The sequence below is a fragment of the Microbacterium sp. NPDC056569 genome (assembly GCF_042793475.1).
Lineage (GTDB): Bacteria > Actinomycetota > Actinomycetes > Actinomycetales > Microbacteriaceae > Microbacterium.
The window spans coordinates 281433-293604 of record NZ_JBHTUV010000004.1 but is presented as its reverse complement, the minus strand read 5'-3'; the positions used below and the strand labels follow the sequence as shown (position 1 = coordinate 293604).

At 70.2% G+C, this 12172-nt stretch carries 10 protein-coding genes; 4 read left to right on the top strand and 6 right to left on the bottom strand.

Annotated features, from left to right (window positions below; translation table 11 throughout):
* Positions 1 to 36 precede the first annotated feature (36 nt).
* The 6 genes from ACFQ7C_RS07395 to ACFQ7C_RS07370 form a co-directional block, all read right to left on the bottom strand.
* Complete coding sequence (locus tag ACFQ7C_RS07395; RefSeq protein ID WP_378898859.1) at positions 37 to 588, bottom strand: NYN domain-containing protein; 552 nt, start codon at positions 586 to 588, stop codon at positions 37 to 39.
* A 62-nt stretch (positions 589 to 650) separates the two neighbouring features.
* A complete protein-coding gene (locus ACFQ7C_RS07390; protein WP_378898858.1) occupies positions 651 to 995 on the bottom strand; it encodes a DUF2200 domain-containing protein in 345 nt (114 codons plus the stop codon).
* A gap of 260 nt (positions 996 to 1255) precedes the next feature.
* On the bottom strand, positions 1256 to 2215 hold the full coding sequence (locus ACFQ7C_RS07385) for an NAD(P)-dependent alcohol dehydrogenase (RefSeq protein ID WP_378898857.1): 960 nt from the start codon (positions 2213 to 2215) through the stop codon (positions 1256 to 1258).
* A 67-nt stretch (positions 2216 to 2282) separates the two neighbouring features.
* Positions 2283 to 4301 (bottom strand): acyltransferase family protein, encoded by a 2019-nt coding sequence (locus ACFQ7C_RS07380; RefSeq protein ID WP_378898856.1) that lies wholly within the window; start codon positions 4299 to 4301, stop codon positions 2283 to 2285.
* A gap of 111 nt (positions 4302 to 4412) precedes the next feature.
* Positions 4413 to 5633: an MFS transporter gene (locus ACFQ7C_RS07375; RefSeq protein WP_378898855.1), complete on the bottom strand. Its 1221-nt coding sequence runs from the start codon at positions 5631 to 5633 to the stop codon at positions 4413 to 4415.
* Between the two features lie 87 nt (positions 5634 to 5720).
* Positions 5721 to 7382, bottom strand: a complete 1662-nt coding sequence (locus ACFQ7C_RS07370) for an alpha-amylase family protein (RefSeq protein ID WP_378898854.1) — start codon at positions 7380 to 7382, stop codon at positions 5721 to 5723.
* Positions 7383 to 7610: 228 nt separating this feature from the next.
* On the opposite strand from ACFQ7C_RS07370, the gene ACFQ7C_RS07365 reads away from it, so the two are divergent.
* The 4 genes from ACFQ7C_RS07365 to msrA all read left to right on the top strand — a co-directional run bounded on the left by ACFQ7C_RS07365 (position 7611) and on the right by msrA (position 12142).
* Positions 7611 to 9113 (top strand): SulP family inorganic anion transporter, encoded by a 1503-nt coding sequence (locus ACFQ7C_RS07365; RefSeq protein ID WP_378898853.1) that lies wholly within the window; start codon positions 7611 to 7613, stop codon positions 9111 to 9113.
* A 223-nt stretch (positions 9114 to 9336) separates the two neighbouring features.
* Complete coding sequence (locus tag ACFQ7C_RS07360) at positions 9337 to 10974, top strand: hypothetical protein (protein ID WP_378898852.1); 1638 nt, start codon at positions 9337 to 9339, stop codon at positions 10972 to 10974.
* Positions 10975 to 11123: 149 nt separating this feature from the next.
* The gene (msrB, locus tag ACFQ7C_RS07355) at positions 11124 to 11591 is read left to right on the top strand and encodes a peptide-methionine (R)-S-oxide reductase MsrB (RefSeq protein WP_378898851.1); all 468 of its coding nucleotides are present in this window, start codon (positions 11124 to 11126) and stop codon (positions 11589 to 11591) included.
* On the top strand, positions 11588 to 12142 hold the full coding sequence (msrA, locus tag ACFQ7C_RS07350; RefSeq protein ID WP_310245221.1) for a peptide-methionine (S)-S-oxide reductase MsrA: 555 nt from the start codon (positions 11588 to 11590) through the stop codon (positions 12140 to 12142). Before msrB ends, msrA begins: the two co-directional genes overlap by 4 nt.
* Positions 12143 to 12172: the final 30 nt, after the last annotated feature.

The window sequence follows — 12172 nt, the reverse complement described above, 5'->3', positions numbered from 1 at the left end:
CGGTCGACCGTGCGCGGTCGGCCGGCCGGAGCCGTTTCAGCGCAGGAAGTCCGTCGGATCGAACTGGTCGATCGGGATGACGCGGACCCGCGGCAACGGCGCATCGAACGCCTCGGCGTCGTACTCGATGTCGAAGAACTCCACCCCGGGGATCGCCGCGAACTCGGCGCTGCGGAACTCGTGGAAGGCGATCACCCCGACACGGCGCCCGTCGCGGGCGAGCCGGGCGAGGTCCTCGGCGAAGTCGCGGTCGTGGCTCACGAGTGCGACATCGTCCTCGCGGTCCACGAGGGCGCGCAGCGTCCGCTGGATCGCGATGTCGACGATCTTCTCGTCGGCCGGTCCCGACAGGGGAACCGGCTGGTAGCCGAGCGCCAGGAGCGCCTGCACGAACGGCATCGGCAGGTGCGAGCTGGCGTTGAGGAAGAAGAGCCCCTTCGCGGGTCGTCCCCACCGATCCGAGACGAACGTCAGGACGCGGTCCCACCGCGGCCGCTCCTCGGGCTGCGGACGGCGGCCGAGGATCGACCCTCCGAGCGTCGCGTCGATGTTCTCGCCGTCCACCAGCACCCAGCTGCTGCGTTCCACGCGCGCTCCTCTTCGTCAGGCTCGCTCCGAACGTAGCAGGCGCCTTCCGTGGCGCACCGCACTCACGCGGTGCGGAGGATCTTCTCCATCGCCTTGCCGCGCGCGAGTTCGTCGACGAGCTTGTCGAGGTAGCGGATCTTCTGCATGAGCGGGTCCTCGATCTGCTCGACCCGCATGCCGCAGATCACGCCGGTGATGAGCGAGGCGTTCGGATTGAGGTCGGCGTCGGCGAAGAAGTCCTCGAGGGTCGTGTGCTCGTCGAGATGCTGCTTCAGCCCGGCGTCGTCGAAGCCCGTGAGCCACTCGATGACCTCGTCGAGCTCCTCGACCGTGCGCCCCTTCTTCTCGACCTTCGTCACGTAGAGCGGGTAGACCGAGGCGAAGCTGATCGAGAAGATCCGGTGCATGCCGTCAGGCTAATACGGGACGGATGCTGCAACACCCGCGTGGTCTCGTACGCCCACGCAGATGATGGTCCCGGTGGGTAGCCCTCCCACCGGGACCATCGCGCGTTTCACGGGAGTCTGGACGGCGACCCGAACGCCGAAGCTCGACCGCCTCGCGCTGACCTGCGTTGTGTTGCTCAGCCAGATTAGGCCGGGGCATCCGGATCCACCTCCCTGTTGACAGCGCGCGTGCACGGCTGATAGCGCCCCCGCGTCCGTCCTCACTCGTCGCGGACGGCCACCACGACCTTGCCGAGGGCACGGCCTTCGCCGTGCCAGGCGAGCGCCTCGGGCACCTCCTCGAGCGGGAAGACGCGGTCGATGGGCACCCGCACCTCCCCGGCCGCGCAGCGGTGCGCGACCGGCACGAACGCCGACGGCCCCTGCCGCACGAACAGCACGCCCAGGCGCTTGCCGGTGAGCGCTCCGACCACCGCGCCGGCGGTCAGCATCCGTATCAGCGCCCGTCCCGTTCCGCCCACCATCACGAACCGGCCACCCTTCGCGAGCGAGCGGGCATAGGCGAACACCGAACGGCGGGCGACCAGGTCGACGACGAGGTCGTAGGGGCCGCGGCGCGTGAAGTCGTCGCGGCGGTAGTCGATGACCTCGTCCGCACCGAGCGCCCGGAGGAAGTCGAGCTTTCCCGCGTTGTCGACCGCCGTCACCTGGACGCCCTTCGCGACAGCGAGCTGGACCGCGAGGCTCCCCGAGCCGCCGCCGGCGCCGTTGAGCAGCATCCGTGCTCCCGGTGCGGCGAGCGCGACGGCGTGGGTCGCGATCGCCGCTGCCTGCGGCAGGGCGGACGCCTCGGCGAACGACAGCTGCGCGGGCTTGTGCGCGAGCGTCGACTCGGGCACGGCGACGAACTCGGCGAACCCGCCGGAGCGCGGCATGATGTCGCCGAACACCTCGTCGCCGATCCCGAATCCGGTCACGCCGTCGCCGAGGGCGGCGACCCGGCCGGCGATGTCGGTCCCGAGGATCTGCCACCGGGGCCGGAACAGCCCGCCCAGCCGCGCGTAGGCGGGGCTGCCGTGCAGTCCTTCCCAGTCGGACAGGTTCACCGACGCCGCGACGACCTCGACCAGCACCTCGCCGGCGCCGGGCACCGGCCGCGGGATGTCACGCAGCTCGAGCCGCTCGGGCGACCCGTACCGCTCGTACACGACCGCGCGCATGCCTCCATCGTGGGGGGCCCGCTCCGCCCGGCGCAACCGATCGGCTGCGCCGCGGCCGGGAACGCTGTCAGCCGCTCCTGCCAGGCGGCAGCATCGGCTGCAGCGCCTCGCCGAGCACGTGGGCCAGATCGGCGCTGATCTCGGCGGTCAGGTGGTGCGAATCGCGATACACGAGGGTGTTGCCGATGATCGGCGGGCACGCGTCGGCATCGCACAGGTACTCGTTGAGGTCGATGAGCGGGACGCCGTGCTCCGCGGCGGCCGTCGACTCGCCCTCGCGCGCCGGCCCTTCGAGCGCGGCGGCACGCGTCTGCGCGCACGCCTCCGCGTCGGCCAGGTGCATCGACAGGCACGGCGCCGGATCCTCGCGCATGTCCGGGGTGTCAGCCATCATCGCGACGGGCGCGTCGATCGCGTCGAGCGTCCGCCCGAACGCCGCCGCCCACGTCTTGGCGTCGTCGTCGACACCCGGCGCGAGCTCCGGGTCGGTGAACGTCGCGACGAGCACCAGCGCCGGCGGCGACGCGTTCAGGCGATCGATCACGGCGTCGCGCCATTCGGGGCACTGCGGGAACGGCGCGCCGCGTCGCAGCGACTCGATGTCGGCAGCGGGGCACGAGCTCTTGGTGTGCACCTCGACGGCGTAGCCCGCCGACATCGCGAATCCCTCGAGCGCCGGGAACCACTGCGCCGCGTGCGAGTCGCCGAAGAGCGCGATGCGGGGCGCCTCGGGGTTCCCGTAGAGGCAGCCCTCGGCATCGGTCTTCGCGGTGCCCCGCATGCAGCCGTCGGCGTAGAGCTCGGGAAGGCTGTCACGCGCGTCCCGCAGTCCGGGCGCGAGATTGTCGGGCACGTAGTCGGTGCCGCGCGGCGCATCGACGATCACCGTGCGGGACGCCGGCCGCTCGACGTGCAGCGACCGCGTGTCGACGACCGCATAGGCGGCGCTCGCGATGCCCAGGCACGCAAGAGAGCCGGCCACGGCGCCGGCCAGCGTGACGCGCGCCCGCCGTCTGGTGAGCAGCGGCGCCCGGCGCACCGGATCCTCGACGAACCTGTACAGCAGCCATGCCACAGGGACGCACCCGATCGCGATGCCGAGCGTCGCCCACAGCGGCAGGTCGCCGGGCAGCGCCGTTTCGGGCAGCACGAGCGCCGGCCAGTGCACGAGGTACAGCGAGTACGAGATCGCCCCGAGGAACACCATGCCCCTGGCCGACAGCATCCGTGTCGGTCCGCGGCGCGTCTCGCCCGCCGCGATCACGGCCGCCGTACCGAGCACCGGAAGCGCCGCCGCCGCACCCGGGAAGAGCGTCTCCGACGAGAAGAGGAAGACGGATGCTGCCACCGCCGCCATCCCCGCCCACCCGAGCGGGGCGGCCCACCGCTCCCCCACGATACGGGGCCTGCGCTGCAGCAGCACGGCGACCAGCCCGCCCACGCCGAGCTCCCACGCGCGCGACGGCAGCGAGAAGAAGGCCCACGGCTGCGCCGCGAACGTGAGCCGCAGGCACAGCGCGAAGGACGCGGCGACCACCGCGATCAGCACGGCCAGCAGCGGCTTCCGCGACCGCACGAGCACCCACACGAGAGCCAGCAGCGCCGGCCAGAGCAGGTAGAACTGCTCCTCGACGCCGAGCGACCAGTAATGCTGGAACAGCGACGGGTTGGACGATTCGGCGAGGTAGTCGGAATTCGCGGACGCGAAGAAGTAGTTCGGCACGTACAGCGCCGTGGCGACAGCCGCCGCCCAGAGGTCCCGGATGAGCAGTGGCGGATACCAGATGAGGGCCGCGGCGACCGAGAGCAGCAGCACGACGAACGAGGCCGGCAGGATGCGGCGCGCCCGTCGGGCGTAGAACTCGCCGAACCTCAGCCGGCCGTGCCGCTCGAGCTGACCGAGGAGGTGAGAGGTGATGAGGAAGCCGGAGATGACGAAGAAGACGTCGACGCCCACGTACCCGCCAGGCAGGAACGGCGCCCCGGCGTGATAGAGCAGGACCGACCCGACTGCGATCGCACGCAGTCCCTGGATATCGGCACGGAAGCCCGAGTGGTCGGGCTGGGCGTCGGCTCGGTCCACCACTCGAGCGACTCTAGGTCGGGCCGGCGACCCGCCGGCACCCCCTTGACTCGCCGCCGCGAAGCCCCCACCATTCGGCCACGGATGCCTCGGCGCGCGGCATCCGCCCGTCCGCTACGGGGTGCGCGCCGACGGGGGTCGCAGCCAGGCGGCCGCGAGCAGCGCCGCCACGGCGATCAGCGCGAGCACCGCCAAGGCGACGCCGTCCCACCCCGCCGCGACGAACACGAAGCCCAGCGCCCAGCCGAACAGGCTGGACCCGCCGTAGTAGCCCAGGTAGTACAGCGACGACGCCTGGGCCCGCGCGTCGGGCGTGCTCGCGACAGGCGCCCAGCCCGACGCCACCGCGTGCGCGGCGAAGAAGCCGGCCGTGAAGACGAGGAGGCCCGCCAGCACCACCGGGATGCTCGGCACGAGGGTGAGCGCGGCACCCGCAGCCATCACGGCGCTCGAGATGAGCAGCACGGGGAGCCGGCCGAAGCGCGAGGCGAGGGTTCCCGCGACCGGCGAGGCCACCGTCCCCGCGAGGTAGGCGAGGAAGAGGAGGCTGACCGCCCAGTGCGGCATCGAGTACGGCGGCTCGGCGAGCGCGAAGCCCAGGTAGTTGTAGAGCGCGACGAACCCGCCCATCAGCAGGAGCCCCTGCGCGTAGAGCGCGAGCTGCCGCCGTGATCGCAGGTTCACCGCGAGCCGATGCAGGAGCGGGGGCCCCGGCTCCAGACGGTGTCGCCGCGGGACGAACCCGCGCGCTTTCGGCACCAGCATCAGGAACGCGACCGCCGACACCGCGCAGACGACGGCGACCGCGAGCACACCGATCTCCCACCCGGCGAAGTCGCCCACGGGACCCGCGACGATGCGGCCCGCCAGGCCGCCGATCGTCGTGCCGGCGATGTAGCTGCCGGCGGCGGCCGCCGTGTGCGCAGCATCCACCTCCTCGCTGAGGTACGCGAGGGCGATCGCCGGCACCGCGCCGAGGCCGACCCCCTCGAGCAGCCGGAGCGCGAGGAGGGTGCCGAGGTCGGGACTGAAAGGGGCCAGAAGGCCGAACACGGTCGCCGCGATGATTCCGGCAGTCATCGCGGGGACCCTCCCCATGCGATCGGCGACGGCCGACCACGGGATGACGGTGACGGCGAGCGCGAGCGTCGTGACCGACACCGTGAGCGCCGCCGTCGCGGGCGGCACGGCGAATTCGGCGGCGATCAGCGGCAGCACGGCCTGCGGCGAGTACAGCTGCGCGAATGTCGCGACACCGGCGAAGAACAGACCTGCGATGAGCCGGCGGTACGCCCGATCACCGGGCAGATGCCCTGTGAACACGGATGCCGACATCGCGTCCACGTTACTCCGAGCGGCGCGGTGCCCTCTGTCGCGCCGCCACCGTGCGAGGAGGCGGGTGGCCGGTTCCGAACACCCTGTTCACGACAGCCGGCCATCCCCCGGGCGTGACACGCGCAGCCAGCGATAGCCGTACGCGGGAACCTCGATCTCGACGCCCCCGCGCGCATCGAGCGGGATCTCCTCGTCACCGAGCAGATCGTCGAGGCGCGTGCCGTCAGGCTCGTCGTTCAGGGCGAACCTGGTCGTGGTGGGCACCTCGTCGAAGTTGTGGATCGCCACCATCCGGCCGACGTCGGCGCGGAGCGAGTGCACGAGGAGTGCCTCGACCGGCTGCTCGAGCTCCTCGAACGCGCCCCAGCCGAGCTCGGGCGAGATCCGGTACCGCGACATCAGGTCGCGGAAGAAGTGCAGGAGGGATTCGCGATCCTTGATCTGGTCGGCGGCGTTGACGTGCTCGGGCGCGTAGCCGTCTCCCGGCGGTCGGGCGATCAGCCGCGACGGCGGAGCCTGCGAGAACCCGCCGTTGCGCTCGCCCGTCCACTGCATCGGCGTGCGCACCGCTGTGCGGCCCTCGATCTCGACGTTCTCCCCCATCCCGATCTCCTCGCCGTAGAAGAGCACCGGAGTGCCCGGCAGAGTGAACATCAGGCTGTACGCCATGCGGATGCGCCGCGGGTCACCGAGCATCGGAGGGAGCCTGCGCGTGATCCCACGGCCGTAGACGCGCTGCTTCTCGTCGGGCGCGAGGGCCTCGAAGACCTCTTCCCGTTCCTTGTCCGACAGCTTGTCGAGCGTCAGCTCGTCGTGGTTGCGCAGGAAGTTCGCCCACTGCACGTCCTCGGGAAGAGCGGGGCGCGACGTCAGCGCCTCGACGAGCGGCGCCGGGTTCTTGCGGACGAGCGACAGGTAGAACGCCTGCATCCCGATGAAGTCGAACTGCATCGACAGCTCGTTCACCTCCGCACCGCCGAAATACTGCACCTGCTGCTCGTACGGCAGGTTGACCTCGCCGAGCAGGATCGCCTCGCTCGAGCGTCGCTGCAGGAACCGCCGGAAATCGCGCAGCAGCTCGTGCGGGTCGGGGATCTCGGCACCCTGCGGCATCTCGAGGAAGAACGGCACCGCGTCGACGCGGAAACCGGAGACGCCGAGCTGCAACCAGAATCCGATGACCCGCGCGAGCTCGTCACGCACGGCGGGGTTCGCGATGTTCAGGTCGGGCTGATGCTCGTAGAAGCTGTGCTGGTACCACTGCCCCGACGCCTCGTCCTTGGTCCACATGCCCTGGGCCTCGCCCGGGAACACGGCGTTCTTCTGCCCCTTGGGCGGCGCGTCGTCGCGCCACACGTAGTAGTCCCGGTACGGGGAGTTGACGCTCCGCTTCGCCTTGAGGAACCACGGATGCCGGTCGGACGTGTGGTTCACGACGAGGTCCACGATCACCCGCATGCCGCGGTCGTGCGCGGTCCGGATCACTTCGACGAACTCGCCGTGATTGCCCAGCCGCGGATCGACGCCGTAGAAGTCCGTGATGTCGTAGCCGTCGTCGCGGTCGGGCGTCGGGTAGAACGGCATGAGCCACAGGCATGTCACACCCAGCTGCGCGAGGTAGTCAATGCGCTGCGCGAGGCCCTGCATGTCGCCGGTCCCGTCGCCGTCCGCGTCCATGAACGTCTCGACGTCGAGGCAGTAGATGATGGCGCTCTTCCACCACAGGTCGCTCGTGTCGGTGATCTTCATCGTGCCTCCTCCGGTCGGGGACGGATGCCGGCTGCCGCGGCCGCGCGGCAGCGTCGAAGGGTCATCCCGCGATTCTCACGAGAACCCGAGCGCCTCGCGAGGCCCTTGAGATCGACCGCGTCCTCGGGTACGCGCGGCTAGAGTCGAAGGGCCGCGCAGGTCGCAGCATCCATTCCTCTTCCCACCCCCTGCGGGCGCAACGGTGCGCGCACGTTCCGAGGAGCCGCCGTGTCCACCGTCGCCGAATCCGCCGATCGCTACCGCATCGAGCCGACCGTGCTGCAGGCGCTGCGGCGGCCGCGGCTGCTCACGCGCGAGGTCATCGCCGGACTCGTCGTGGCTCTCGCGCTCATCCCCGAGGCGATCGCGTTCTCGGTCGTCGCGGGCGTCGATCCGCGCGTCGGGCTGTTCTCGTCGTTCGTGCTCGCGGTCGTCATCGCGTTCACCGGTGGTCGCCCGGCGATGATCACCGCCGCAGCGGGCGCGGTCGCGCTCGTCATCGCGCCCGTTGCGCGCGAGCACGGCTCCGACTACCTCATCGTCACGATCGCGCTCGCCGGCATCATCCAGGTGCTCTTCGCGGTGCTGGGCGTCGCGAGGCTCATGAGGTTCATTCCGCGCAGCGTCATGGTCGGCTTCGTGAACGCGCTGGCGATCCTGATCTTCCTGTCGCAGATGCCGCAGCTCGTCGACGTGCCGTGGGCGGTGTACGTCCTCGTGGCGGTGGGTCTCGGCATCCTGTTCGTGTGGCCGCGGATCACGCGCGCCGTGCCCGCCCCGCTCATCGCGATCGTCGTGCTGACCGTGGTCGTGGTGGCGTTCGGACTCTCTGCCGTGCCGAACGTCGCCGACCAGGGCGAGCTGCCCCGCAGCCTTCCCGAGCTCCTCATCCCGGACGTGCCCCTCACCTGGGAGACGCTCCAGATCGTCGCCCCCTACGCGTTCGCAGCCGCCCTCGTGGGCCTCCTCGAGTCGCTCATGACCGCGAAGCTCGTGGACGACATCACCGACACGCACTCGCGCAAGACCCGCGAGGCGTGGGGCCTCGGGGTCGCGAACATCGCCTCGGCGTTCTTCGGCGGCACCGGCGGCTGCGCGATGATCGGCCAGACGATGATCAACGTCAAGACGTCCGGCGGCCGCACCCGCATCTCGACGTTCCTGGCCGGGGTGTGGGTCCTGGTGCTGGTCGTGGCACTGGGCGACATCGTCGGGCTCATCCCGATGGCCGCGCTCGTCGCCGTCATGATCGTGGTGTCGGTCATGACGTTCGACTGGCACAGCATCCGTCCGTCGACGCTGAAGCGGATGCCGCTCAGCGAGACCCTCGTGATGCTCGTCACCGTCGTGGCCACGGTGTGGACCCACAACCTCGCCGTGGGCGTGATCCTCGGCGTGCTGGCCGCGATGGTGCTGTTCGCGCGCCGCGTCGCCCACTTCACGACCGTCACGCGCGAGGTCGACGGCGACACCGCCCGCTACCGCGTGGACGGCGAGCTGTTCTTCGCCTCGAGCAACGACCTGACGACGCAGTTCGCGTACGCGGCCGACCCGCCACACGTCGTCATCGACCTCTCGCGCACGCACGTGTGGGACGCCTCGACGGTCGCCGCCCTCGACGCCATCGTCACGAAGTACGAAGCCCGCGGCACGACGGTCGAGCTGCACGGCATGACGGATGCTGCGGCCCGCTTCCACGGCCGCCTCAGCGGCGAGCTCGGCTCGGCCTGAGCCCGTTCGGGAACCTGCCCGCCCCTCGGACCGGGCCAACCCGTGAGAGTACAGCTCGTGGACGAGAGGTTGGGAACCACCCGACGTCTCGTCCACGAGCTGCACTCTCACCACATCGAGGTCGTGCCCTACCGGTTCCTCCACAGAAGCAGCGTCGGCCGACGATTCCACCGGTCGGGGCCAAGCCGTGTCCGGGTGCGCGCTCAGAGCCTACTTTCGGCGCATGCGTTCATCCGCTCTCCGCCACCTCGTTCCGCTGCGTCTCACTCTCGTCGGCACCCACCCTGAGATCTGGCGAGAGGTCGTCGTAGACCACGATCTCTCGTTGGACCACCTGAGGACGATGGTGCAATCGCTCTTCGAGGTCTTCGACTGCCGGCACCACATCTTCACCGACTCCCTCGAAAGCCCCGGATGGTCGAGAACTCGACGGCGCTGGGGGGACCGCTGGACGATGATCGACTTCCGCGACCCCACGATCATCGACGAGTCGACCGCGCGCGTCGGCACGGTGATGAGCGGGCGCGAACCGATCTACTTCACGCACTCGTGCGACGCCGACTGGATGGTCGAGATCGAGCGCGGCGTCGATGAGATGGCGCTCGCCTCGGATCCCCGGTCTCGCGTCGTCGGCGGCGAGCGTCACTCGCCGTTCTCGTGTGCTCGAGGGCCGTACGAGTTCGAGGTCCTCGTCGCCGTCCTCGATGATCCCGACCATCCCGACCATGCCCTCCTCCGAGCATGCCTTGACGCCGCGTTAGGACCGTGGGGAATCTTCGATCCCGCAGCAGTGGATATCGACGCCGCACAGCACACGCTCACCGACGCGCCCGACGACACCGGAACTTCCGCGACCGGTGTCCCGCAGTCCCTGCTGCATCGGCTTCCCCGTCTCGCTGTGCCCGGGCTTCGGCGCCACCTGGCCACGGCCGGGATCGATCTCCCGATCGTCGTGACAGCCGACGATGCTGCCACACTCACCTGCAACTTCCGATGGCTCATCCACGTCGCGGACCGCGGGGGTGTGCCGCTCCGAGACGGGAAGGTGGATCGCGCCTTCGTCGAAGAGGGTTGCGAGGCGCTGCATCACGACGAGCGATACGTGCTCGGACTCGTGGCGGCCGCCCGTCGCATGCGTCTGCTCTACTCGCGCAACGGCCGGCTGGTGCCCAGGAAGGCGGTCGTCGCGGCCGCCGCATCCGCGACCACCTTGTGGACGACTCTTGCCGACGGCGTCGCGGCGTTGTCGGTCGTGCCTGCGGCGACCCGCGATCTGCTCCTCCTGACGCTCGCCGATGGAAGCTTGGCTCGCGACGGAGGTGTGGCGGCCTCGGCGGCGGCCGCACTCACGGAGAGCGGACGCGCGCGCCGAGTCTCGCCGTCCGACTGGAGATACGACGACTTCGTCTCTCGACGCTCGTACATGTATGCCGATCAGGACTGCAGGCGGGGCTGCGACTGCCCGACGGTCGACGGCCGGACCTGGCACGATGTCGTCGCGAGGGCGATCCGGTCTGCCGCAGCCGCCGCGGGAAGCGACGCCTCCGTCGTCGTCGCAGCCACGATGGACGCCGATGAACTCGCGAGCGCGGGCGTGCGACCGGAGTGGGTCGCACACGCCTCGACCTGCCACGCCGACCACCTCGATCCGCAGGACGCTGACTTCGCCTCGTCGGTGGGCGATCACGAGCATGACCACGGCGCTGCCTTGATCAGCGAGGCTGCGGATCTCATCGAGATCTTGACGCTGTTCGGGCTCGAGGGCGATGCCAGTGGTTGGGTCGTCCCGCCGGCGCTGCAGGAGTTCGCGCGCGCCGCGCTGCAGTCCGCGAGCGCCTGGCGCTACCCGGACGCGTTCTGAGCCGGTCACCGGACACCTCCGCGCGCGGTCGCAGGTTGTGGCATCCGGCGGAACTCGAAGCTCGCTCCCAGGTTCGCGGGACCAAAACGCACGAGGCATCCGTTCTTCCTCTATGACGCCGCAGCCAGCTGCGTCGAACTGGAGGAATCGTGAGCAACGACTACCGCAGGACCCCCGAGGCGCTGAGCCGCCTCACCGACACCCAGTACCGCGTGACACAGGAGGACGGCACCGAGCCGGCGTTCCGCAACGCGTACTGGAACAACCACGAGCCCGGCATCTACGTCGACGTCGTCTCGGGCCAGCCGCTCTTCTCGTCGACCGACAAGTACGACAGCGGAACCGGATGGCCGAGCTTCACCAAGCCGATCGAGTCCGACGCCGTGTCGACCAAGAAGGACTGGAAGCTGCTGCTGCCGCGCACCGAGGTGCGCTCGTCGGGCGCCGACAGCCATCTGGGTCATGTCTTCCCCGACGGCCCCCGGCAGGCCGGAGGCCTGAGATACTGCATGAATTCGGCCGCGCTGCGCTTCGTCCCGGCCTCGTCGCTCGAGGACGAGGGCTACGGCGCCTACCGACACCTCTTCACCACCGAGAACCAGGAGCACGCATCATGACCAGCGGTCCCTTCGACACCGGCGAGATCACCCGCACCCCCGGCACCGAGACGGCGGTCCTCGCCGGCGGCTGTTTCTGGGGCATGGAGGACCTCATCCGCCGCCAGCCCGGCGTGCTCGACACCCGTGTCGGCTACACCGGCGGCGAGAACGCCCACGCCACGTACCGCAAGCACCCCGGTCATGCCGAGGCCGTCGAGATCGTCTTCGACCCCACGAAGACCTCGTACCGCGACATCCTGGCGTTCTTCTTCCAGATCCACGACCCGTCCACCCTGAACCGTCAGGGCAACGACATCGGCTCGAGCTACCGCTCCGCGATCTTCCCGCTCTCCCCCGAGCAGGCCGAGGTCGCACGCGACACCATCGCCGACGTGGACGCGTCCGGCCTCTGGCCGGGCAAGGCCGTCACCACGATCGAGCCCGAGGGCCCGTTCTGGGAGGCCGAGCCCGAGCACCAGGACTACCTGATCCGCATCCCCAACGGCTACACGTGCCACTTCCCGCGGGCCGGCTGGGTGCTCCCGAAGCGCGCCGACGCCACCGCGTAAGAGACGGCGAACGGATGCTGCGACCCGGCC

What these genes read in the sequence shown, in the direction of transcription:
- ACFQ7C_RS07390 (WP_378898858.1), bottom strand. Translation starts at nt 995, where the DNA reads ATGCACCGGATCTTCTCGATCAGCTTCGCCTCGGTCTACCCGCTCTAC.
- ACFQ7C_RS07385 (WP_378898857.1), bottom strand. Translation starts at nt 2,215, where the DNA reads ATGCGCGCGGTCGTGTACGAGCGGTACGGGTCGCCCGAGCGGCTCGAG.
- ACFQ7C_RS07375 (WP_378898855.1), bottom strand. Translation starts at nt 5,633, where the DNA reads ATGTCGGCATCCGTGTTCACAGGGCATCTGCCCGGTGATCGGGCGTAC.
- ACFQ7C_RS07370 (WP_378898854.1), bottom strand. Translation starts at nt 7,382, where the DNA reads ATGAAGATCACCGACACGAGCGACCTGTGGTGGAAGAGCGCCATCATC.
- ACFQ7C_RS07360 (WP_378898852.1), top strand. Translation starts at nt 9,337, where the DNA reads ATGCGTTCATCCGCTCTCCGCCACCTCGTTCCGCTGCGTCTCACTCTC.
- msrA (WP_310245221.1), top strand. Translation starts at nt 11,588, where the DNA reads ATGACCAGCGGTCCCTTCGACACCGGCGAGATCACCCGCACCCCCGGC.